Here is a 23,662-nt window from a genome sequence, read left to right as displayed (position 1 = left end):
AATTATTAGCTAGCGTGACAGCATGCCGAGCCTCGCTTGACATAGAACATCTCAATCCATTTTTGCGCTCATTAAGTCTCTCCACGACACAGCCTTCCAAACGACGATTAGAGAAAATACCGAAAAAAGCAGTGTCCATATCAAGGTCCTCACCCACCACACCACCCCCCCTAGGGAGACATTGAGCGCCACTTGAAGCGAATACCCCACCGCCAACGCCATCATAGACACGGCGAACGGCTTTACTGCCCCCCGGTAAAGATCAACCTTTCTTAAGATGGTTGCTGTCACAACACCAAAGTACAAGAGCTGCCCGATCACCACGCCCAATGCCACACCGTAAAGGCCGAGCACCAAGCCGCCTGCATAGGAGAGCGCTAACGAAACCAATGCGGCCATCAATGAAAAATACGCCAGAAGGCGCATTCGCCTGTGCACCTCAAGACGCTTCTGAGCGTAAACCGCTGCACAATTCAAAAATACACCAAGATAGGCGATCAACAGCGCACCAAGCGGGGCGGATATGGGCTTTCCGGTAAACCGCTCAAACACCGAAAGCCCAACAAGGGCGATGACGCCCCACAAGAGCGAAAACACCACCACCAAAAAACCAACCGAACTTTGAATTAACGCGCCTTCGAACACACCATCACGAAACCGCTTGATGATCAATGGATGTACCAACATGAGCAATGGCATGCTCAACAACCCACCCGCTCCGACGAACAAATCCTTCATTGACAAGTACGAGTCCCCCCCCGGGATACCGAGAGAGCCGATAGCGAAGCGATCTGCCGCCACCATCAGCAACATCCCCAGCATCCAGGGAGCCAATGCTGAGCCGTAGCTGAAAACAGCACGGACATCGCTACCAAACACTGCTTTGACGGCAAGAGGACTACGAATACCCATTCTGACAACCGCAGCGATCAACATGATTAGCGCGGCTACGCCATAACCCGCACTCAACGCAAGCATGGCATCCGAGTATGTTACGCCCAAATTCGAGTAGCAGAAGTAGATGACCCCCAGCTGTGCTACAACCTGCATGACCACGGCCAGCAATTGTTGACGCACCAGAAATGCGGCCTGACAAACGGAAGACATGAAAAAGAAGTACATCTGCGTGAGACACAAGAGCAACACACAGTAAAAGGTGTCCGGCGCAGCAGAAAAAAGGACGGCCACCAACGCTGCCATTAACGCCGCAAAGGGAGCAAGCAACGTAACCAAGTAAAGGCAACTTGAAAAAAGCGTCCGACATTCAGCACTGGAAGAAAAATAATAAACGTAGGAATTCCCCACCCACATCGCGCTCAATTGCGCCACGATCATCGAGCAGGAGAGACTAACCGAATAGGATACGTATTCATCCTCAGGGAAGAAACGATACAAAAAAAATATAAAAAAAACAGTAAGGAAAGCCGGCAGAAACTTAACCGGAACGTACAACAAGAACTTCCCGAGAAATCCATTTCCCCTGACACTAATCGCCACTTGCGTCCCCTTCACAAATCCCTCTCTGCGCGGCGCGACTCAGGGTGTTAGCGATCCGCTAGCGAGCTTACCTTCGAAGATCTCGCAGCGGAACAGAATCTAGGATAATAGCTGAAATATTATGGCAGGAACAGATGTAGACAGCTGTACCAGAGGTCGGAGTCGGCGACTAGCCAGCCCAGCTCCCGGGCGGTCAGGGCAATGGTTCCGTCGGTGCCCCCCCTGGCTAGGTTTCGAAACGCTCAGACTCCAAGCGCTTGAGCCAGAGGCAGAGGCCTGCGCTGGTGAGCCCCCCCGGGGGGGACTTCACCTACAGCCTCTCGCTGAACCATACGCGAGCTTCTCAACTCATACGGGCAAAAGGTAACTCCCTGTTCTTTTATACAAAAAAACGGGGGCGAGGAACCAATGGCAGCGGAGCGCTCACTCTTCTATACGCGATCACAGCAAGCTGTGCCGACAGAGACTAATGCCGATGCCATTTGGGCCACTCCCTCATTCGGAACAGTGCTGGTTGCGGCCTCTTTTCCGCGGATTGGTCAGTGCACAGTCGTGCCGCACGACTTGGCCGCCGCGCGGGCATCGCCCAATACGTGGCCTTCAATGCCGCCAGCCCTACATCTGACCCAGTAAATATTGGCCATTCCGATAAGCGGATCGACAAACCACTGCTCGGATTCCCCTCCCGCGACGAGGGGCAGGCACTGCGTGCCGCACCCGATTTCAATACATCGCGCGACCAGCGTGATTGCCCTGAAACCAAAAAACTCGCGTCTCCGTGCTATAGGGCAGCGCGACCAGGATACCATCGCGCCACCCCCACCATGGATTGGCATTGGGCGCGGCACGCAGTGCCTGCCCCCTCGTCGTGGGAGGGGAATCCGAGCAGTGGTTTGTCGATCCGCTTCGTCGGAATCAAGATTTGCTGGGCCATTTCCCGAACGATGAGGCAGCCACCAAACTGATCTGGCTGGGGCTGCGAAACATCACGGCAAATTGGAGCTCGGCGACGCATGATTGGAAAAGTACAGTGAATCAATTCGCGATTGTGTGTACGGAGATCGGCCCATCAGGCCGACCTGATGAAAATCAGCGCCTGCCTGGCGTCAGTGCCCTAGAGCTAGAATCAAACCATAGCAGCCATCTGCCATTCTTACCGCCCCGCCTCTAACACCATATTAATCAGTTGCATAGAGAAGCCTCCTACAAAAAGCCCTCACGCTCCGACAGAAACCACTCTTTCCGCCAAACCCCGCGAGACGGCCATGCCGCCATTGTGACGCAAACCTCATGCCCCACCTGTGCAAAAGCTCTTCGCAGCGCCTTCGCCAAAACTTGCTTCCCCCTTCCTTCCCCATGCACTAAAACTATCCACCGAGCATTACAACCCTGCGCAAACCTCACCAACCCCACCTGATCCGAATGCCCCGAATACCCACCCAACGTCATCACCTTCGCCCGGATCTCATACATCTCCCCATCCAGATCAATCCGCACAAACCCTTTCGCCCCTTCGCTGGCCTGTATCACCGCCCCCGGCGTGCCCCTGGCCTGATACCCCACGAACATCACCTCATGCCGCGGATCCCCCAGCATGGCCTTGAGGTAATTGACGATGCGCCCACCCGAGCACATGCCATTGCCGGCTATGACGATCGCTGGTCGCCCGGTGCTCTTGAGGTAATTGACCACCTGCTGGTGGCGGGCGTGGGTATCCACGCAGATCAACTGACTGAAACCCAGCGGATCGCACCCCTCGGCAAGACGCGCCCTGGCTTCGGCATTCCAGTAGTCGTGCAACTCCCGGTACACGCCAGTGATGCGCTGGGCCAGGGGTGAATCGAGGATGATGGGCAGCTGCGACCAGTCGAGCGGGTCGCCATCAGGGGCCGGACCGGCTTTGTTCAGCAGGGCCTTGCGATGAAGAATGCCTTCGATCTCGTACAGCAATTCCTGCGTCCGGCCGAGGCTGAATGCCGGTATGAGAATGGTGCCACCATTAGCCAGCGCACGATCGATGGCCACTTCCAAACGTTGCTGCCGATCACTGCGATCAGGGTGCAGCCGATCACCATAAGTGCTCTCCAGTACCAGCACGTCGGCCCGCTCAGGCGGCTGAACTGGACGCAACAGCGGATTACCGGGCGCGCCGAGATCGCCCGAGAAAACGATGCGCGAACTGGGCTCAATGCCTGGGTAGCGCACATCACATTCCACATACGCCGACCCCAGAAGGTGGCCGGCACGCTGCAACCGAATGGAACAAGCAACACCCCCACACTCGACAACGGGATGCCATTGCTCGAAAGGCAGCGCAACGATGAGTCGCTGCAACAACGCAAGGTAGCGATCGACCTGGACGGGGTCAGCGCTTATACCCAGCTTATAGGCATCCTCCAGCACCAGCGGCAGCAGCTTCGCTGATGGTTCGCTGCACAAGATCGGGCCGCGGAAGCCTGCAGCGAGCAGTGCGGGGATACGCCCTACGTGATCGAGATGTACATGGGTGACGACCAGAGCCTGGATACCCTGGATATCGAAAGCGAGCGGCGCGAATTCTGCGCCCGGGGCAACGTCGGCGCCCTGCTCGAGACCACAGTCTACCAGCAGGCTAGTGACTGCATCGAGGTGGAGTTGATGGCAAGAACCGGTAACACCCCGGGTGCCGCCGTGATGGGAAAGGGAAGGATATTCCACGCTGCACACTCGCCTGAGTCGAAAATGAAGTGGCCTATTACTCCATGACGACGAGTGCGCGCGAAGGTGCCCCTTCCTTAAACAGGGTAGGAATTGTCTTAATTACCGCTCAACGCTGCTTGCCGCGCGGAGGCGCGAATCTTGCGCTTGCTGCGCTGCACGCCGTAGGCACCCAGCAACGGCCCGATAGCCAGGCCAATGACCAGGGCAGCCAGAACCAGCACGGCGACTGGCATGGCCGGGGCAGCCCAACCGAACAGGACCAACGAGACGGTTTGCTGGTTCTCCAGCACGAAGAACAGCACCACAGCCGCCAACAGCAGCACGAACACCGCCGCCAGGGCGCGCTTGAGGTTACGCATCAGATTGCTCCTTGTGGAATCAGGTGTGGGCCTCATGCTCTTCTTCATTGACCCGGTCGCGCAACTCTTTGCCGGGCTTGAAGTGCGGCACGAACTTGCCTTCGAGGCTGACCGACTGGCCGGTCTTCGGGTTGCGGCCTACGCGAGGGGCGCGATAGTGCAGCGAGAAGCTGCCAAAACCGCGAATCTCGATGCGATCGCCGGTGGCAAGGCATTGTGACATCTGCTCAAGCATGGTCTTGATGGCAAGCTCCACGTCCTTGGACGAGAGCAGCCCCTGATGGGTGACAATACGTTCGATCAGCTCCGACTTCGTCATATTTTTCCCTTCGTTATCAAGCAGCTAGATCATTACTTAACCAGTTTGTAGCACGCTGGGAGGGATTTGAACAGGGTGGTTCTTGACTTAATAAAAAAATTCAAGATTGAAGTTTTACAGGAATGGTCTAGCTGGCGGGGGCTGGAGGCGTGCGGCCAGGGGGTTGCGGTGACGCGGAGATCGAGCGCCGCCCGCGCGGCGCATCGCGAGCTGCGCTCGCTCCTACGTTTGTTTCGGACCAGTCATTCCCGGGGGATTGCGCGCAAACGCCTTGGCGCATGTCTCGATATCGCGTGGAACAAACCAGGCGTTACCGGCCCGAGGCAAACGTAGGAGCGAGCGCAGCTCGCGATGCGCCGCGCGGGCGGCGCTCGACCTACCACACACCACAAACCTCGCGCCATCCACTTACATGCTGCAACCCTAATCCCCACCGGTATCCGCCCAACGCAACTACGCTGCGACCATACGCCCGTGCTCAAGGATGAACACAATGCTCAAACCCCACGGCCACCGGCTTCGCCATGCACGATGCTCGGTACCAGGCAGGCTTTACCTGCTGACAACCGTTACCCACCAACGCCGACCTTTGTTTCAAAACTTCCACTATGCCCGTCTGGCTATCCACAACATGCGCCACGCAGAACAGAGACAGCACTGTCATTCTCTAGCGTGGGTAGTGATGCCAGACCACGTGCATTGGCTGCTCGAATTGAAAAACACGACGCTTGGCACACTGATGCAACGGTTCAAGTGCCAGTCCAGCAGAGCATTGCACAAGGCCGGGGCGAAGGCGTCGCCGATCTGGCAAGCAGGTTATTACGACCGGGCCTTGCGCCGGGACGAGGATATTATCAAGGTAGCCAGATATATCGTGGCAAATCCGATTCGGGCGGGACTGGTTAACAGGGCCGGCGATTACCCGCATTGGGATGCGGTTTGGCTTTGAGGGGGGGGGTGGCGGTAGAGCGGAGGGTTTGACGGTGGAGTGCCCGCTCCTGTCAATCGAGCGTCGCCCGCGCGATGCATCGCGAGCTGCGCTCGCTCCTACGTTTGTCTCGGCCAGTCGCGCGGGCGGCGCTCGATCTGCCGACGCCACATAACCCACGACGAACAACACAAACCTGAATCCACGCCAAAAAAAAAGGGCGACCCGAGGGTCGCCCTTTTTTACCGATCAAACAGAACTCAGTTCTGCTTGGCCATTGCTTCGCGCAGCAGCGCAGCCATGGTGGTGTCGGCAGCCGCTTCCGGAGCGTTTTTCAGGCTCTGGATGGCTTCGCGCTCTTCAGCGTCGTCTTTCGATTTGATCGACAGGCTGATAACGCGGGACTTGCGGTCAACGCTGATGATCTTGGCTTCGATCTCTTCGCCTTCCTTCAGGACGTTACGCGCGTCTTCAACGCGGTCACGGCTGATTTCGGAAGCTTTCAGAGTAGCTTCGATGTCGTCGGCCAGGGTGACGATGGCGCCTTTGGCGTCAACTTCTTTCACGATGCCCTTGACGATAGCGCCCTTGTCATTGACAGCAACGAAGTTGGAGAACGGATCGTCTTCCAGCTGCTTGATGCCCAGGGAAATGCGCTCGCGCTCTGGGTCGACCGACAGGATGACGGTTTCCAGCTCGTCGCCCTTCTTGAAACGACGTACGGCTTCTTCGCCGGTTTCGTTCCAGGAGATGTCGGACAGGTGAACCAGGCCGTCGATGCCGCCGTCCAGACCAATGAAGATACCGAAGTCGGTGATCGACTTGATGGTACCGGTGATCTTGTCACCCTTGTTGAACTGGCCGGAGAAGTCTTCCCATGGGTTGGACTTGCACTGCTTGATGCCCAGGGAGATACGACGACGCTCTTCGTCGATGTCCAGAACCATGACTTCCACTTCGTCGCCAACCTGAACGACTTTCGACGGGTGGATGTTCTTGTTGGTCCAGTCCATTTCGGAAACGTGTACCAGACCTTCAACGCCTTCTTCCAGCTCAGCGAAGCAGCCGTAGTCGGTCAGGTTGGTAACGCGAGCCTGTACGCGAGTACCTTCTGGGTAACGGGCAGTGATAGCTACCCACGGATCTTCGCCCATCTGCTTCAGACCCAGCGAAACGCGGTTGCGCTCACGGTCGAACTTCAGAACGCGTACGTCGACTTCGTCGCCAACGTTAACGATTTCCGATGGGTGCTTGATGCGCTTCCAAGCCATGTCGGTGATGTGCAGCAGGCCGTCGATACCGCCCAGGTCCACGAAGGCGCCGTAGTCGGTGAGGTTCTTGACGATACCCTTGACCTGTTGGCCTTCCTGCAGGGTTTCCAGCAGGGCTTCGCGCTCGGCGCTGTTCTCGGCTTCCAGCACGCTGCGACGGGAAACGACAACGTTGTTGCGCTTCTGGTCCAGCTTGATGACCTTGAATTCCAGCTCTTTGCCTTCCAGGTGGGTGGTGTCGCGCACTGGGCGGACATCAACCAGGGAGCCCGGCAGGAACGCACGGATGCCGTTAACGTCGACAGTGAAGCCGCCCTTAACCTTACCGTTGATAACGCCCTTGACCACTTCTTCGGCGGCGAAAGCTGCTTCCAGAACAATCCAGCACTCGGCGCGCTTGGCTTTTTCACGGGACAGCTTGGTTTCGCCAAAGCCGTCTTCGACCGCGTCCAGCGCAACGTGAACTTCGTCACCGACCTTGATGGTCAGCTCGCCAGCTTCGTTGTAGAACTGCTCGAGCGGGATGACGCCCTCGGACTTCAGGCCAGCGTGTACGGTAACCCAGTCGCCGTCGATGTCGACAACGATACCGGTGATGATGGCACCCGGCTGAAGATTGAGGGTTTTCAGGCTTTCTTCAAAGAGTTCTGCAAAGCTTTCGCTCATTTTAATTCCTGTAGATTCGGGCGAAACAGACGCCCATAGCCACATTCCAGACAATGTGGGTTTGTTTTAAGTAAAGGAAAGCCTGCAGGACGTTGACTGGTGCCCCTGCCTGCTTTCCTGGCTATCAGAGAAGGTCGCGCAGTGCGATCTCGCTCCTGATACGTTGCAACACCTGCTCGATGGACAACTCGGTAGAGTCCAACTGAATGGCATCGACCGCTGGCTTCAGCGGGGCCACTGCACGTTGGGTGTCGCGCTCATCACGCGCACGAATCTCATCCAGCAGACTCGACAGACTAACATCTTCACCCTTGCCCTTCAACTGCAGGTAGCGGCGACGCGCCCGCTCCTCCGCGCTGGCGGTGAGGAAGACTTTCAACGGCGCGTCCGGGAACACCACGGTGCCCATGTCGCGGCCGTCGGCTATCAGGCCTGGCGCCTCGCGGAATTCGCGCTGACGCACCAACAGCGCATCACGCACGGCCGGCAGCGAAGCAACCATCGACGCACCGGCACCGACGGTTTCGGTGCGGATGACGTTGCTGACGTCCTCGCCCTCGAGGATGATCTGTTGCAGCTTACCGGGCTCGGCGGCGATGAACTGCACATCCAGATGGGCGGCAAGCTTGGTCAGCAGCTCTTCGTTGGTCAGGTCGACGCCGTGGTTGCTGGCGTTGAACGCCAGCAGACGGTACAGCGCGCCAGAGTCCAGCAACCTCCAGCCCAGTTCGCGGGCCAGCAGCCCGGCGACCGTGCCCTTGCCCGAACCGCTTGGCCCGTCGATGGTGATGACCGGCGCCAGGGCACTCACGACTTGCCCTCTTCGGCCACGCGGATGCCCACTTCGGCGCACAGCGCCAGGAAGTTGGGGAACGAGGTTGCGACGTTGGCGCAATCGTGGATGCGGATCGGCGCGCTGGCGCGCAGCGAGGCCACACTGAAGGCCATGGCGATACGGTGGTCACCGTGGCCATGCACTTCGCCGCCGCCCAACTGGCCGCCGTCGATGATGATGCCGTCCGGGGTCGGCTCGCACTGGATGCCAAGGGTGATCAGGCCGTCGGCCATGACCTGGATACGGTCGGATTCCTTCACCCGCAGCTCTTCGGCACCACGCAGCACGGTACGCCCTTCGGCGCAGGCAGCGGCGACGAACAGCACCGGGAACTCGTCAATGGCCAGTGGCACCAGCTCTTCAGGGATGTCGATACCCTTCAGCTTGGCACCGCGCACACGCAGGTCGGCCACCGGTTCGCCGCCGACTTCACGCTGGTTTTCCAGAGTGATGTCGCCACCCATCAGGCGCAGGATGTCGATCACGCCGGTACGGGTCGGGTTGATGCCAACGTGTTCCAGCACCAGTTCGGAGCCTTCGGCGATGGACGCCGCCACCAGGAAGAACGCCGCCGAGGAGATGTCGGCCGGTACTTCGATACGGGTAGCAGTTAGCTTGCCGCCGGACTGCAGCGAGGCCACCGGGCCGTTGCTTTCGACGCTGTAGCCAAAGCCGCGCAGCATGCGCTCGGTGTGGTCACGGGTTGGCGCTGGCTCGGTGACGGTGGTCTTGCCTTCGGCGTACAGGCCGGCCAGCAGCAGGCAGGATTTGACCTGGGCACTGGCCATCGGCAGCGTGTAGGTCAGCGCCTTGAGCTTGTGGCCACCGCGGATGGTCAGCGGCGGGCGGCCTTCAGGGCCGGTCTCGACCACGGCACCCATTTCGCGCAGCGGGTTGGCCACACGGTTCATCGGGCGCTTGGACAGCGAAGCGTCGCCGGTCATGGTCACGTCGAACGGCTGGCCGGCCAGCAGGCCCGACAGCAGGCGCATCGAGGTACCCGAGTTACCCACGTAAAGCGGCCCGGGTGGCGGCTTGAGGCCGTGCAGGCCGACGCCGTGAATGGTCACGCGACCGTGGTTCGGGCCTTCGATGACCACACCCATGTCACGGAATGCCTGCAGGGTCGCCAGCGCGTCCTCACCTTCGAGGAAGCCTTCGACCTCGGTGGTGCCTTCGGCCAGCGAGCCGAGCATGATCGAGCGGTGGGAAATCGACTTGTCGCCCGGTACGCGGATTCGCCCGGACAGGCGGCCACCCGGTTGGGCCAGGAAAATCAGATCGTTGGCGTTCATAGCGTCCACATAGGCCCGGCGGGCCAGGATTTTACTGAAATGCTCGCGGGCAACGCGTGCGCGGGTGAATACACCCAGCAGCTGGTGCCCGTCCCCTTCAGCGATCGCGTCGCGCAAGGCGTCGAGATCGCTGCGATATGTATCAAGCGTGCGCAGGACAGCGTCGCGGTTGGCGAGAAAGATGTCATGCCACATGGTCGGGTCGCTGCCAGCGATTCTCGTGAAATCGCGGAAGCCTCCCGCAGCGTACCGGAAGATTTCGAGGTTTTCATTGCGCTTGGCCAGTGAATCGACCAGGCCGAAGGCCAGCAGATGCGGCAAATGACTGGTGGCGGCAAGCACTTCGTCGTGGCGTTCGACCGACATGTGCTCCACATCGGCGTCCAGCGCGCGCCACAGGCGGTCGACCAGGGCCAGGGCGGCCGGGTCGGTTTCGGCCAGCGGCGTGAGGATGACCTTGTGCCGGCGGAACAGGGCAGCATTGGAGGCCTCTACCCCACTCTGCTCGGAGCCGGCGATGGGGTGGCCGGGGACGAAGCGCGGCAAGCGCTCCCCAAAGACCGCCCGCGCCTCACGCACGACGTTGCCCTTGGCGCTGCCGACGTCGGTGATGACGGCAGCGCCAAGGTCGAGCTTGGCCAGGCGGGCCAGGACTTTTTCCATGGCCAGGATCGGCACGGCCAACTGGATGACATCGGCACCGACACAGGCGGCGGCAAGGTCTTCTTCGCAGCGATCGACCACGCCCAGGGCCACGGCCTGCTTGCGGGAGGGGGCGTCCAGGTCGACACCGACCACTTCGCGGCACAGGCCGCTTTCACGCAGGCCCTTGGCGAACGAGCCACCGATCAGGCCGAGGCCGACCACGACCAGGCGGTTGATGATTGGCGCGGGTTTGGTTGTTACTGCTTTTACCACTGGTGCGAACCCTGTTCAGAAATCTAGACAGCCTGTGAGGGCCATTGGGGCTGCCTTGCAGCCCATCGCGACACAAGGCCGCTCCTACAGGGGCCAGTACAGTTTCGAGGCCTGCACAATACCTGTAGGAGCGGCCTCGTGTCGCGATGGGCCGCGCAGCGGCCCCAACCATCTCAAATCAAAGCACCGCCTTCGGATACGAACCCAGCACCTTCAGCGCCACAGCCTCCTGGCTGATCTGCTCGAGCACCGCCTTGATCAGCGGGTCGCGGTGGTGACCGACGAAGTCGATGAAGAACACGTAGGTCCACTTGCCGCTACGCGACGGGCGGGTCTCGATGCGAGTCAGGTCGATGCCGTTCTGGTGGAACGGTACCAGCAGCTCGTGCAAGGCACCCGGCTTGTTGCTCATCGAAACGATGATCGAGGTCTTGTCGTCGCCGGTCGGCGGCACTTCCTGGTTACCGATCATCAGGAAGCGCGTGGAGTTGTCCGGGCGGTCTTCGATCTTCTCGGCCAGGCGGGTCAAACCGTACAGGTTGGCCGCCATGTCGCCGGCGATCGCCGCCGAATTCCACTCGCCCTTGACCCGCTTGGCGGCCTCGGCATTGCTCGACACGGCCACGCGCTCCACGTTCGGGTAGTGCGCGTCCAGCCACTTGCGGCACTGGGCCAACGACTGGGCGTGGGAGTAGATGCGGGTGATGCTGTCGGTCTTGGTGTTCTCGCCCACCAGCAGGTGGTGGTGGATGCGCAGCTCGACCTCGCCGCAAATCACCATGTCGTGCTCGAGGAAGCTGTCCAGGGTGTGGCTGACCGCGCCTTCGGTGGAGTTTTCCACCGGCACCACGCCGAAGTTGACGGCACCGGCCGCCACTTCGCGGAACACTTCGTCGATGGCCGCCATCGGCCGGCTGATCACCGCGTGGCCGAAGTGCTTCATGGCCGCAGCCTGGGTGAAGGTGCCTTCAGGGCCGAGGTAGGCGATTTTCAGCGGCTCTTCCAGGGCCAGGCACGACGACATGATTTCGCGGAACAGCCGCGCCATCTCTTCGTTGTCCAGCGGCCCCTTGTTGCGCTCCATCACGCGCTTGAGCACGGCGGCTTCACGCTCGGGGCGGTAAAACACCGGTTTTTCGCCTTCCGCCAGCGAGGCGGTCTTGACCTTGGCCACTTCCTGGGCGCACCGGGCGCGCTCGCTGATCAGCTCGAGGATCTTCTCGTCGAGGCTGTCGATGCGAACGCGCAACGCCTTCAGTTCGTGCTCGGACATCAGCCGTGCTCCTTCTCGAATTCGGCCATGTAGGCCACCAGAGCTTCGACCGCTTCAAGGCCCAGGGCGTTGTAGATGGAGGCGCGCATGCCGCCTACCGAACGGTGGCCCTTGAGGTTGAGCAGGCCACGGGCATCGGCGCCGGCGAGGAAGGCCTTGTCCAGGCGCTCGTCAGCCAGGCGGAACGGCACGTTCATCCACGAACGGGCGTTGTGGCTGATCGGGTTGGTGTAGAACTCGCTGCTGTCGATGAAGCCGTACAGGCGGTCTTTCTTGGCGCGGTTGCGCTGTTCCATGGCATCGACACCACCCTGCTCTTTCAGCCACTCGAACACCAGGCCCGAGAGGTACCAGGAGTAGGTGGCCGGGGTGTTGTACATCGAGCCGTTGTCGGCCGATACCTTGTAGTCGAGCATGGTCGGGCAGCTGCTGCGGGCGCGGCCCAGCAGGTCTTCGCGCACGATCACCACCACCAGGCCGCTCGGGCCGATGTTCTTCTGCGCGCCGGCGTAGATCAGGCCGTACTGCGACACATCGATCGGGCGCGAGAGGATGTCGGACGACATGTCGACCACCAGTGGCACGTCACCGGCTTCCGGCACCCAGTCGAACTGCAGGCCACCAATGGTCTCGTTGGACGCATAGTGCACGTAGGCAGCGTTCTTGGTCAGCTTCCACTCGTTCTGGCCCGGAATGGCCAGGTAGTCGTAAGGCTTGGCGCTGGCGGCGACGTTGACGTTGCCGAAGCGGCGCCCTTCCTCGATGGCCTTTTTCGACCAGATGCCGGTCTCGATGTAGTCGGCGGTGCCGTTTTCCGGCAGCAGGTTCAGCGGGATTTCGGCGAACTGCTGGCTGGCGCCGCCCTGCAGGAACAGCACCTTGTAGTTGGAGGGGACGGACAGCAGGTCACGCAGGTCCTGCTCGGCCTTTTCGGCGATGGCCACGTAATCGTCGCTACGATGGCTCATTTCCATCACCGACAAGCCCTTGCCACGCCAATCCAGCATCTCGGCCTGGGCGCGCTGCAGAACAGCGTCAGGAAGCGCGGCAGGGCCTGCGCAGAAGTTAAAGGCTCGTTTGCTCACATCCACTCTCGCTCTGCCAAATGGTACAAATTCGTTTCTTGCAGGCCTCGCATCGCTCTTGTAGGAGCAGCCTTGTGCTGCGAATGGGACGCGTAGCGGCCCCGGCTATCCATGCGTTGACGCTGAAATCCCGGGGCCGCTTCGCGTCCCATTCGCAGCACAAGGCTGCTCCTACAAAAACAGCCTGCCCCTTCAGGGCCTGCCATTGCCTGCTGTAATCAGTCAAACGGGGCGACCTTGGTCGCCCCGTTCGGGTTTTACGCTTGCTTACTCCTGCGGGGCCTCTTCGGCACCAGCAGCTTCTTCGTTGTCTGGCACTTCGGCCTCGACACCCTCTTCGTCCGCCTCGATCCCATCATCGAGTTCGTCCTCGGAAGGCTCCTGGATACGCTCCAGGCCCACCAGTGTCTCGTCGGCAGCCAGCTTGATCAAGGTCACGCCCTGAGTGTTGCGGCCCAGGCTGGACACCTCGCCAACGCGGGTACGCACCAGCGTGCCCTGGTCGGAGATCAGCATGATCTCCTCACCTTCCTGCACCTGGATGGCACCGATCAGCAGACCGTTGCGCCCCTTGGTGCCCATGGCGATCACACCCTGGCCACCACGGCCGCGACGCGGGAACTTGGACAGCGGAGTGCGCTTGCCGAAGCCACGCTCGGAGGCGGTGAGGATCTGCGCGCCGGATTCCGGGATCAGCATGGAAATGATCTGCTGGCCCTTGCCCAGCTTCATGCCGCGCACGCCACGGGCGTTACGGCCCATCTCGCGCACCACGCTTTCAGCGAAGCGGATCACCTTGCCGGCGTCGGAGAACATCATGACCTCCTTGGCACCATCGGTGATGGCCGCGGCGATCAGGGTGTCACCTTCCTTCAGCTTCAGGGCGATCAGGCCGTTGGAGCGCGGACGGGCGAACTGCACCAGCGGGGTCTTCTTCACGGTACCCGAAGCGGTGGCCATGAAGATGTAGGCGCCGGTCGGCTCGGCCACCCACTCTGGGGTGTCGCCGTCTTCCTCGTCCACTTCCTCGGCCTCGACCACTTCGCCTTCGAGCACGGTGTCTTCCGCGTCCTCCAGCTCTTCGTCGGCGTCAGCGTTCTGCTGCAGGGCCTCGAGGTCGATCTGCAGCATGGCGGTGATGCGCTCACCTTCCTCCAGCGGCAACAGGTTGACCAGCGGGCGGCCTCGGGCGGCGCGGGACGCTTCAGGGATGTCGTAGGTCTTCAGCCAGTACACCTTGCCCTTGCTGGAGAACAGCAGCAGGGTGGCATGGCTGTTGGCAACCAGCAGGTGCTCGACGTAGTCCTCGTCCTTCACCCCGGTAGCCGACTTGCCTTTGCCGCCACGGCGCTGGGCCTGGTAGGCGGACAGCGGCTGGGTCTTGGCGTAGCCGCCGTGGGAGATGGTCACCACACGCTCTTCTTCCGGGATCATGTCGCCGTAGTTGAGGTCGTGGCGCGCATCGAGGATTTCGGTACGACGGGCATCGCCATATTCGGCGCGGATGGCTTCCAGCTCTTCGCGGATCACTTCCATCAGGCGCTCGGCGCTGCTGAGGATGCGGATCAGTTCGCCGATCTGCTCGAGGATTTCCTGATACTCGGCCAGCAGCTTCTCGTGCTCCAGGCCGGTCAGGCGGTGCAGGCGCAGGTCGAGAATGGCCTGGGCCTGTTCCGGCGACAGGTAGTACTTGCCTTCACGCAGGCCGTACTGCTCCGGCAGGTCCTCGGGGCGGCAGGAATCGGCGCCGGCGCGCTCGACCATGACCTGCACGGCACTGGATTCCCAGGCAGTGGAGACCAGGGCTTCCTTGGCTTCGGACGGGGTCGGCGAGGCCTTGATCAGGGCGATGACCGGGTCGATGTTGGACAGCGCGACCGCCTGGCCTTCAAGGATATGGCCGCGTTCGCGGGCCTTGCGCAGCTCGAACACGGTACGACGGGTCACCACTTCACGACGGTGACGCACGAACGCTTCGAGCAGGTCCTTGAGGTTGAGCAGGCGCGGACGCCCGTCGACCAGGGCCACCACGTTGATGCCGAATACGCTCTGCAGCTGGGTTTGCTGGTAGAGGTTGTTGAGCACCACCTCCGGCACCTCGCCGCGACGCAGCTCGATGACGATGCGCATGCCGTCCTTGTCGGACTCGTCGCGCAGCTCGGTGATGCCTTCGATCTTCTTCTCTTTGACCAGCTCGGCGATCTTCTCGATCAGGCGAGCCTTGTTCAGCTGGTACGGCAGCTCGGTAACCACGATCTGCTGGCGGCCACCGACCTTGTCGATGTCTTCGATCTCGGAGCGGGCGCGCATGTAGATGCGACCACGGCCGGTACGATAGGCCTCGATGATGCCCTGGCGGCCGTTGATCAGGCCGGCAGTCGGGAAGTCCGGGCCAGGGATGTGCTGCATCAGCTCATCGATGGTGACTTCGGGGTTGTCGATGAGTGCCAGGCAGCCATCGATGACCTCGCCGAGGTTGTGCGGCGGGATGTTGGTCGCCATGCCCACGGCAATACCGCTGGAACCGTTGACCAGCAGGTTGGGAATACGGGTCGGCATGACCGCCGGGATCTGCTCGGTGCCGTCGTAGTTGGGCACCCAGTCGACGGTTTCCTTGTGCAGGTCGGCCAGCAGCTCGTGGGCCAGCTTGGCCATGCGCACTTCGGTGTATCGCATGGCTGCGGCGTTGTCGCCGTCCACCGAACCGAAGTTGCCCTGGCCGTCGACCAGCAGGTAGCGCAGCGAGAACGGCTGGGCCATACGCACGATGGTGTCGTAGACCGCAATGTCGCCGTGCGGGTGGTACTTACCGATCACGTCACCGACCACACGGGCGGATTTCTTGTACGGCTTGTTCCAGTCGTTGCCCAGTTCGCTCATCGCATAGAGAACGCGACGATGCACGGGCTTCAAGCCGTCACGCGCATCGGGCAGCGCTCGCCCGACAATCACGCTCATCGCGTAGTCGAGGTAAGACTGTCTCAGTTCGTCTTCGATATTGACCGGGAGGATTTCTTTGGCCAGTTCGCCCATGAGAAGCCTGATTCCTTTTTCTGGTGAAACTTCGCAGCTCCATCAAGGGCCGAACGAAGCTCGCCGCCGCAGCGCATAAGGGTGCGACGACTTACGACAAATCAATGAGTTGTGCCATGGATCTGCGCAATGAAGGCCGCCGTGGTGGGCGGTCTTGGAAACTGCCGGATGTTATCACAAAGGCAGGAGCGGTGGGGAGATGTGGCACAAGGGTGCCTGCCGTGAAATTTGTGGTGCCTGGGAGATCGAGCGCCGCCCGCGCGGCGCTTCGCGGGGCAAGTCGGATCGCCGCACCGCCGCTCCCACATTTGTTGCAACGTACCGAACCTGACAGGTCATGGTTGCCAGCCTTGGTGGGCTGGCTGGATTTCTGAGTTGGCATTGCTGCCGCATCACCAGTCTCAAGCCATGCACCTAGGCTGACAACGCCTCTCCCACAGGCATGGCCACGTTGCAACAAATGTGGGAGCGGCGGTGCGGCGATCCGACTTGCCCCGCGAAGCGCCGCGCGGGCGGCGCTCGATCTCACAGGCGCCACATCTCTACCGCCTTACACCCTCAGTGCAGCCGCTTGCGGCAGATCAATTGCGCCAGCTTGGTGGCATCCGGCCGCTCGACGATGCCGCGCTCGGTCACGATCACGTCGATCAGGTCGGCAGGGGTCACGTCGAATACCGGGTTGAACACCTCGACATCCGGCGCCACGCGGGTGCCGCCAATGTCCAGCAACTCGTCGGCAGCGCGCTCTTCCAGCGGGATGTCCTCGCCCGTGGCCAGGTTCAGGTCGATGCTGGTGCTCGGCGCCACCACCATGAAACGTACGCCGTGGTGCATGGCGCTGACCGCCAGCTGGTAGGTGCCGATCTTGCTGGCCACGTCGCCGTTGGCGGCGATGCAGTCCGCGCCCACCACCACCCAGGTGATGCCCTTGCTTTTCATCAGGTGGGCCAGCGCCGAGTCGGCGCACAGGGTCACCGGGATGCCTTCGTTGGCCAGCTCCCAGGCAGTCAGGCGCGAACCATGCAGCCAGGGGCGGGTCTCGCCGGCGTATACACGCTCGACCATGCCCTCCAGGTAACCGGCACGGATCACCCCCAGCGCGGTACCGAAACCACCACAGGCCAGAGCACCGGCGTTGCCATAGGTGAGCAGGATCTGGGCGTTGCCCTGGTGGCGGCGGATCAGCTCGATACCGTGCTGGGCCATGGTCAGGTTGGCCTCGCGATCGCTCTCGTGGATGGCCACCGCCTCGGCCTCCAGTGCAGCCAGCACGTCTTCCTCCGGACGCAGGCGCTGCAGGCGCTCACGCATGCGGTTCAGCGCCCAGAACAGGTTGGCGGCGGTAGGGCGCGCTTCAGCCAGGACAAGGAAGTCTTCCTCCAGGTCCATTTCCCAGTCGCCGCCCTCGGCCAGCCGCTCTTCCAGGGCCAGCACCAGGCCATAGGCCGCGGCAATGCCGATGGCCGAGGCGCCGCGCACGGCCATGTCGCGGATCGCCGCTGCTACCTGCGCGACATTGTCGCAGGCCAGCCAGCACTCTTCCGACGGCAGCAGGCGCTGGTCGAGCAGGTGCAGGACGCCGCCCTGCCAGCGGATCCCGGTCACCTTCTCCGCCGCCAAAAGTCGCTCGCGCATCGCCTCTCCCCGTCGTTCGGATATCAAAAGCCGGCGATTATAGCGACCCTCGGGGCCGAGCGCTCGGGTATACTCCGGCGCAATTTTGCGAAGTTTCAGAGGACTGTTCTAATGAGCAACGTCGACCGCGCCGAAATCGCCAAGTTCGAAGCGCTGGCCCACCGCTGGTGGGACCGCGAAAGCGAGTTCAAGCCGCTGCACGAAATCAACCCGCTGCGCGTCAACTGGATCGACGAGCGCGTCAGCCTCGCCGGCAAGAAGGTGCTGGACGTGGGTTGCGGCGGCGGCATCCTCAGCGAGGCGATGGCCCTGCGCGGCGCCACGGTCACCGGCATCGACATGGGCGAGGCGCCACTGGCGGTGGCCCAGCTGCACCAGCTGGAGTCGGGCGTGCAGGTGGAATACCGGCAGATCACCGCCGAAGCCCTGGCCGAGGAAATGCCCGAACAGTTCGACGTGGTCACCTGCCTGGAAATGCTCGAGCACGTGCCCGACCCGTCTTCGGTCATCCGCGCCTGCTACCGCATGGTCAAGCCTGGCGGCCAGGTGTTCTTCTCCACCATCAACCGCAACCCCAAGGCCTACCTGCTGGCCATCGTCGGCGCCGAGTACATCCTGAAGATGCTGCCGCGCGGCACCCACGACTTCAAGAAGTTCATCCGCCCGTCCGAGCTGGGCGCCTGGAGCCGCGTTGCCGGCCTTCAGGTGAAAGACATCATCGGCCTGACCTACAACCCACTGACCAAGCACTACAAGCTCAGCAGCGACGTCGACGTCAACTACATGGTCCAGACCCTGCGCGAGGAATAAACATGAGTTTGCGAGCAGTACTCTTCGACATGGACGGCACCTTGCTCGACACGGCGCCGGACTTCATCGCCATCTGCCAGGCCATGCTCGCCGAGCGCGGCCTGCCGGCCGTCGATGACAAGGTGATCCGCGACGTAATCTCCGGCGGTGCCCGCGCGATGGTCGCCGCGACCTTCGCCATCAGCCCGGAAGCCGAGGGCTTCGAAGCCCTGCGCCTGGAGTTCCTCGAGCGCTACCAGCGCGACTGCGCGGTGCACAGCAAGCTGTTCGACGGCATGGCCGAGCTGCTGACCGACATCGAGAAAGGCAACCTGCTGTGGGGTGTGGTCACCAACAAGCCGGTGCGCTTCGCCGAGCCGATCATGCAGCAACTGGGCCTGGCCGAGCGTTCGGCGCTGCTGATCTGCCCGGACCACGTCAAGAACAGCAAGCCCGACCCCGAGCCGCTGATCCTCGCCTGCAAGACCCTTGGCCTGGACCCTGCCAGCGTACTGTTCGTCGGCGACGACCTGCGCGACATCGAGTCTGGCCGCGACGCCGGTACTCGCACGGCGGCAGTGCGCTACGGCTATATTCATCCAGAGGACAACCCCAACAACTGGGGCGCCGATGTGGTGGTGGACCACCCGCTGGAACTGCGCAAGGTGATCGACAGCGCGCTGTGCGGCTGCTGAACCCCGTCTAGACCGCGGCACAGCCCCTGTGGGAGCGGGTTCACCCGCTCCCACAGGGGCTGTGCCGCGCCAACGAACTCGAAGGACCTACCATGTTCGACTACACCGCCCGCCCCGACCTGCTGCAAGGCCGGGTCATCCTGGTTACCGGTGCCGGCCGCGGCATCGGCGCCGCTGCCGCCAAGGCCTACGCGGCGCTGGGCGCTACCGTGCTGCTGCTGGGCAAGACCGAGGCCAACCTCAACGAGATCTACGACCAGATCGAAGCCGCCGGGCACCCGCAACCGGTGGTGATCCCGTTCAATCTGGAAACCGCCCTGCCCCACCAGTACGACGAACTGGCGGTAATGATCGAAGACCAGTTCGGCCGCCTCGACGGCCTGCTGAACAACGCTTCGATCATCGGCCCGCGTACGCCGCTGGAGCAGCTGTCGGGTGACAACTTCATGCGCGTGATGCACATCAACGTCAATGCCACCTTCATGCTCACCAGCACCCTGCTGCCGCTGCTGAAGCTGTCGGAAGACGCTTCGGTGGTGTTCACCAGCAGCAGCGTCGGGCGCAAGGGCCGGGCCTACTGGGGCGCCTATGGCGTGTCCAAGTTCGCCACCGAGGGCCTGATGCAAACCCTGGCCGATGAACTGGAAGGCGTGGCACCAGTGCGCTCCAACAGCATCAACCCCGGTGCCACGCGCACGGCGATGCGGGCACAAGCCTACCCTAGCGAAAACCCGCAGAACAACCCGCTGCCGGAAGAGATCATGCCGGTATACCTGTACCTGATGGGGCCGGACAGCAAAGGGGTGAATGGGCAGGCGTTCAACGCCCAGTAAGGCTTGGAATTGCCGGGGCTGCTTTGCAGCCCATCGCGGCACAAGGCCGCTCCTACATGGGTATGCGATCCCCTGTAGGAGCGGCCTTGTGTCGCGATGGGCCGCATGGCGGCCCCCGGGCCTACCCCGCTGCCAACACCGGGCGCATGCGCCCTTGCTGGCGCCCTTCCAGCTGCATGCACCGTTCCAGGAACAGGTACATGCAGTCGTAGCTCTTGCAAATCGCCTTGCGCAGTTCATTGCGCAGCCCCAGGGTCGGGTTCTCGCCAGCCAGCGTACAGATGATCTCCAGCGCCTCCCACGGGTGCGCGTCGTCATACTGGGCATGCATCTTCAGCCACTTCATCGCCCGCTTGCGCTGGTCCTCCGGGAAGCCCAGCGCATAGGTGTCGGTGGAGCACACCACCGCCGACCATTCACCGGTCGCACCTTCGATGGCGTAGTTGGTCGCCGCCATGGAAATGGCCAGGTTCTCGGTGGCGCACACGCGCCAGCACCAGTCGTTCAGGCCGTTCAGTTCAGGCGGCACTTCCTGGGCCTGCAGCTCGTGCAGGTGCACGCCATGCGCCTGGCACCAGTTCACCCAATAGTCGGCGTGGTTGAGCTCGACACGGATGTTGCGCATCAGCCAGCGCCGCGCCATGTCTTCGCCCTGGTGCCGGCCATAGCGGGTCTTGGTCAGGTTGTGGGCCATGTACAGCGAGAACTGCTCCACCACCGGCCAGCCACCGATCAGGTACTGGCGAATGGTCGATTGCTTCAACTGGCCATCGCGCAGGCGCGCGTAGAACTCATGCTCGACTACCCGGCGCTTGCTCTCGCGGCAGTCTTCAATCAGTTGCTGGGCCCATTGGGGGTAGCTGGCGGGATCCATCAAAGGCCCGATACGAACGAATGCGTCAATCACTTTCAGCTCCTTGATCCTTGTGATTTCTAGCTAGCGAAACGTGCCAGGTGCCCGCTGCAACAGAGGCCGGGCGGCGATCCGTTGGCGCTGCAGACTGTCACAGGTGAACACCTGAGGGCGTTCGATGAGGTAGCCCTGGGCATAATCCACGCCAATTTCCTGCAAGGCCTGCTCGATCAAGGGTGTTTCGACGAATTCGGCAATGGTGCGCTTGCCCATTACGTGACCGATGTGGTTGATGACCTCGACCATGGCCCGGTTGACCGGGTCGTCGAGCATGTCCTTGACGAAACTCCCGTCGATCTTCAGGTAATCCACGGGCAAATGCTTGAGATAGGCGAACGACGACATGCCGGCGCAGAAATCGTCGAGCGAGAAGCGACAACCCAGCCCCTTCAACTCGTTGATGAAACGGATGGCGCTGCCAAGGTTGGCTATGGCGCTGGTTTCGGTGATTTCGAGACAGATCATCCGTGGCGGAATGGCGTATTCGACGAACAGGCGTTGCAAGTATTCGAGGAACTTGTCATCGCCAATGCTCGACCCCGACAGGTTGATCGCGCAGATCGACAGCGGCCCCTCGCGCCCTTCGTCCAGGCACTGGCGGATGACCAGAAACACATTGCGCACCACCCAGCGGTCCAGCGCGGTCATCAGGCCGTAGCGCTCGGCCGCCGGGATGAAACTGCTGGGCAGGATGGTACGCCCGCTTTCGTCGTGCAGGCGCAGCAGGATCTCGATATGGCCGGGGCCTTCGAAGGTTTTCAGCGGGGCGATTTCCTGGGCGTACAGACAGAAGCGGTTTTCTTCCAGGGCCACGTGCAAGCGCTGGATCCAGGCCATTTCACCAAAGCGCATGGACAGCTCGCTGTCGTCGGCATGGTACACCTGCACGCGGTTGCGGCCCTTTTCCTTGGCCATGTAGCAAGCCATGTCGGCGGCGCGCAGCGAGGTTTCGAGGGTGCCGGGGGACTGGGCCATGTGCACCAGGCCGACACTGACGGTGGTGACGAACGGCCGCCCTTTCCACACGAAATGCAGGCTCTGCACCAGCTGGCGCAGCTGCTCGGCAATGCGCTCGGCCTGGTCGGGCGGGCAGTTTTCCAGCAGCACGCCAAATTCGTCACCACCCAGCCGGGCCAGGGTATCGCCCTCGCGCAGGCCGGACTGCAGCACGGCGCAGATGTGCCGCAGCAGCTCGTCGCCGGCGGCATGCCCGCAGGTATCGTTGACCAGCTTGAACTGGTCGAGGTCCAGGAACATCAGCGAATGCCGCCCGGCCTGGCGCGCCAGGTCATTGAGCGCCTGCTCCAGGCGGTATTCGAACTCGCGGCGGTTGGCCAGGCCGGTCAGGGCGTCATGGGTCGCCTGCCAGGACAGGTTGGCGATGTACTGGCGCTCCTGGGTCATGTCGTGCAGCACCAGCACGATACCGCTGACCTGGCCGTCATTGACGATCGGCGAGCCGACCAGGTTGACCGACACAGTACTGCCGTCCAGGCGCTGGATCAGCCGGGCATGCTCGGCGCCACCCTTGAGGCTGCCGCTGAGCACCTGCTCGACCAGGCTGCGGCCGTCTTCCTCGGCCTGCTCGTCCACCAGGCTGAACAGCGCCGACAACGGCAGGCCCTGGGCTTGGCCGGCCTGCCAGTGGGTCAGTTGTTCGGCGGCCGGGTTCATGTAGCCGATACTGCCCTCCACATCAGTGGTAATCACCGCATCACCAATGGCCTGCAGGGTAATCTGCGCCCGCTCCTTTTCTTCTTGCAGGGCGCTGGCAAAGGCCTGACGCTGGGCCAGCAGCTTGCTGGAGCGGCGCCAGGCAATGGCAATCAGGAACATCGCGGTCAGCAGGTTGGTGATAAGCAGCACCCGCAGCAGCATGCGCGAGCCTTCGCCCAAGGCATCGCTGAACGCCTTGGCGGCCGGGGTTACCCCTTCGTTGATGGTGACGATGCGCGCCTTCCAGTCGCTTATTGTGCGGGCGTCGACCGAGCCAGCGGCGAAGCTGCTGCGCATTTCCACGGCCAGCATATCCAGCTTGCCCAGGTAGTCGTCGCCGATGTCCCAGTAGTCGATGGCCGTCTGCATGTAGCTTACGTTACGAAAGTTACGGTAGAACCAGATGATCCGCTCGACATCGTCGGGGTGGTTACCGCCTTGCAGCACGGCCTGGCGTGCGGCATCCAGGTCGGGGCTGGGCTGGTCCATCACTTCGCGCAGTTGGTGGTCGCCCTGGGGCACGGTGATGGCCTGGCGATAGCGCTGATAGGTGCTGTCGTCGCGGGTTTCGGCGTACAGGTTGAGGTAGTAGATGGCGTCTTTCTGCGCCTTGGACCACAGGCTTTCGCCCGCGACGTAGGCACGCACGGCCGAGAGCGTATAAAGGCTCAGGCTGCCCAAGGCTACCTGGAAGACCACAACGGCGATGAAGGGCCAGGTGATGCCGAGCAACTTTGGCGCTTCTAGAGTGCGATGTCCCTTCATGGAGTCCCTGTCACAGAGCAGATAAGGCGCAAATCAACCCAGACAAAGCACAGCGTAGGCCATTTGCCATCCTCGCGGTTGGGTTTTTTATGACAGGAAACCCGGGGGTTTTCGCACGGCCTTCCCGGCCCTATCGC

Annotated in this window: 17 protein-coding genes and 1 pseudogene; 5 read left to right on the top strand and 13 right to left on the bottom strand. The window is 61.9% G+C overall.

Translation table 11 applies throughout. The features are described 5' to 3' along the window. Positions 1–51: 51 nt before the first annotated feature. Positions 52–1,497 (bottom strand): hypothetical protein, encoded by a 1,446-nt coding sequence (locus GEV38_RS07855; RefSeq protein ID WP_054573435.1) that lies wholly within the window; start codon positions 1,495–1,497, stop codon positions 52–54. 925 nt (positions 1,498–2,422) lie between these two features. Here GEV38_RS07855 and GEV38_RS07850 point away from each other — a divergent pair. Further along, positions 2,423–2,557: pseudogene (locus GEV38_RS07850) on the top strand (IS256 family transposase); the annotation flags it as partial. Positions 2,558–2,700: 143 nt separating this feature from the next. On the opposite strand, the gene GEV38_RS07845 reads toward GEV38_RS07850, so the two are convergent. The 3 genes from GEV38_RS07845 to ihfB form a co-directional block, all read right to left on the bottom strand. Beyond that, positions 2,701–4,194 carry an MBL fold metallo-hydrolase RNA specificity domain-containing protein gene (locus GEV38_RS07845; protein WP_173895757.1) on the bottom strand — a complete coding sequence of 498 codons (1,494 nt, stop codon included), beginning with the start codon at positions 4,192–4,194 and terminating at the stop codon, positions 2,701–2,703. 98 nt (positions 4,195–4,292) lie between these two features. Next, positions 4,293–4,556, bottom strand: a complete 264-nt coding sequence (locus GEV38_RS07840; RefSeq protein WP_054573434.1) for a lipopolysaccharide assembly protein LapA domain-containing protein — start codon at positions 4,554–4,556, stop codon at positions 4,293–4,295. 19 nt (positions 4,557–4,575) lie between these two features. Then, complete coding sequence (gene ihfB / locus GEV38_RS07835; RefSeq protein WP_013971456.1) at positions 4,576–4,875, bottom strand: integration host factor subunit beta; 300 nt, start codon at positions 4,873–4,875, stop codon at positions 4,576–4,578. Between the two features lie 493 nt (positions 4,876–5,368). On the opposite strand from ihfB, the gene GEV38_RS07830 reads away from it, so the two are divergent. Beyond that, positions 5,369–5,824 carry a transposase gene (locus tag GEV38_RS07830; RefSeq protein WP_039614560.1) on the top strand — a complete coding sequence of 152 codons (456 nt, stop codon included), beginning with the start codon at positions 5,369–5,371 and terminating at the stop codon, positions 5,822–5,824. Positions 5,825–6,063: 239 nt separating this feature from the next. Here GEV38_RS07830 and rpsA read toward each other — a convergent pair whose 3' ends face one another. The 7 genes from rpsA to mtnA all read right to left on the bottom strand — a co-directional run bounded on the left by rpsA (position 6,064) and on the right by mtnA (position 17,814). Beyond that, entirely contained in the window at positions 6,064–7,740 is a 1,677-nt protein-coding gene (gene rpsA, locus GEV38_RS07825; protein WP_003252673.1) for a 30S ribosomal protein S1, read from the bottom strand. A 124-nt stretch (positions 7,741–7,864) separates the two neighbouring features. Further along, positions 7,865–8,551, bottom strand: a complete 687-nt coding sequence (cmk, locus tag GEV38_RS07820) for a (d)CMP kinase (RefSeq protein WP_003260862.1) — start codon at positions 8,549–8,551, stop codon at positions 7,865–7,867. After that, complete coding sequence (locus GEV38_RS07815; RefSeq protein WP_054572623.1) at positions 8,548–10,755, bottom strand: bifunctional prephenate dehydrogenase/3-phosphoshikimate 1-carboxyvinyltransferase; 2,208 nt, start codon at positions 10,753–10,755, stop codon at positions 8,548–8,550. Before GEV38_RS07815 ends, cmk begins: the two co-directional genes overlap by 4 nt. Positions 10,756–10,966: 211 nt before the next feature. Continuing rightward, positions 10,967–12,061, bottom strand: coding sequence for a prephenate dehydratase (pheA, locus tag GEV38_RS07810; RefSeq protein ID WP_013971453.1), 1,095 nt, complete (start codon positions 12,059–12,061; stop codon positions 10,967–10,969). Next, on the bottom strand, positions 12,061–13,146 hold the full coding sequence (gene serC, locus GEV38_RS07805; RefSeq protein ID WP_162491229.1) for a 3-phosphoserine/phosphohydroxythreonine transaminase: 1,086 nt from the start codon (positions 13,144–13,146) through the stop codon (positions 12,061–12,063). The genes pheA and serC overlap by 1 nt, the downstream gene beginning before the upstream one ends. 267 nt (positions 13,147–13,413) lie before the next feature. Continuing rightward, complete coding sequence (gene gyrA / locus GEV38_RS07800; protein WP_015269303.1) at positions 13,414–16,179, bottom strand: DNA gyrase subunit A; 2,766 nt, start codon at positions 16,177–16,179, stop codon at positions 13,414–13,416. Positions 16,180–16,737: 558 nt separating this feature from the next. Then, positions 16,738–17,814: an S-methyl-5-thioribose-1-phosphate isomerase gene (gene mtnA / locus GEV38_RS07795; protein ID WP_015269302.1), complete on the bottom strand. Its 1,077-nt coding sequence runs from the start codon at positions 17,812–17,814 to the stop codon at positions 16,738–16,740. A gap of 111 nt (positions 17,815–17,925) precedes the next feature. On the opposite strand from mtnA, the gene ubiG reads away from it, so the two are divergent. The 3 genes from ubiG to GEV38_RS07780 all read left to right on the top strand — a co-directional run bounded on the left by ubiG (position 17,926) and on the right by GEV38_RS07780 (position 20,131). Further along, positions 17,926–18,624, top strand: a complete 699-nt coding sequence (gene ubiG / locus GEV38_RS07790) for a bifunctional 2-polyprenyl-6-hydroxyphenol methylase/3-demethylubiquinol 3-O-methyltransferase UbiG (protein ID WP_003260863.1) — start codon at positions 17,926–17,928, stop codon at positions 18,622–18,624. Positions 18,625–18,626: 2 nt separating this feature from the next. Next, a complete protein-coding gene (mupP, locus tag GEV38_RS07785) occupies positions 18,627–19,298 on the top strand; it encodes an N-acetylmuramic acid 6-phosphate phosphatase MupP (protein ID WP_054573488.1) in 672 nt (223 codons plus the stop codon). A gap of 92 nt (positions 19,299–19,390) precedes the next feature. Then, entirely contained in the window at positions 19,391–20,131 is a 741-nt protein-coding gene (locus GEV38_RS07780; protein WP_102083829.1) for a YciK family oxidoreductase, read from the top strand. A 121-nt stretch (positions 20,132–20,252) separates the two neighbouring features. Here the strand turns inward: GEV38_RS07780 and GEV38_RS07775 are convergent, their stop codons facing one another. Next, positions 20,253–21,038, bottom strand: coding sequence for a TenA family transcriptional regulator (locus GEV38_RS07775; RefSeq protein WP_015269299.1), 786 nt, complete (start codon positions 21,036–21,038; stop codon positions 20,253–20,255). A 30-nt stretch (positions 21,039–21,068) separates the two neighbouring features. Further along, positions 21,069–23,525 carry an EAL domain-containing protein gene (locus tag GEV38_RS07770; RefSeq protein ID WP_054573486.1) on the bottom strand — a complete coding sequence of 819 codons (2,457 nt, stop codon included), beginning with the start codon at positions 23,523–23,525 and terminating at the stop codon, positions 21,069–21,071. Between the last annotated feature and the right edge of the window lie 137 nt (positions 23,526–23,662).

Origin of the sequence: Pseudomonas sp. 13159349, from assembly GCF_013305685.1 — a bacterium.
GTDB classification, from domain to species: domain Bacteria; phylum Pseudomonadota; class Gammaproteobacteria; order Pseudomonadales; family Pseudomonadaceae; genus Aquipseudomonas; species Aquipseudomonas asiatica.
The sequence above is the reverse complement of the archived record's forward strand: the minus strand, read 5'-3'. Positions and strand labels throughout refer to the sequence as shown.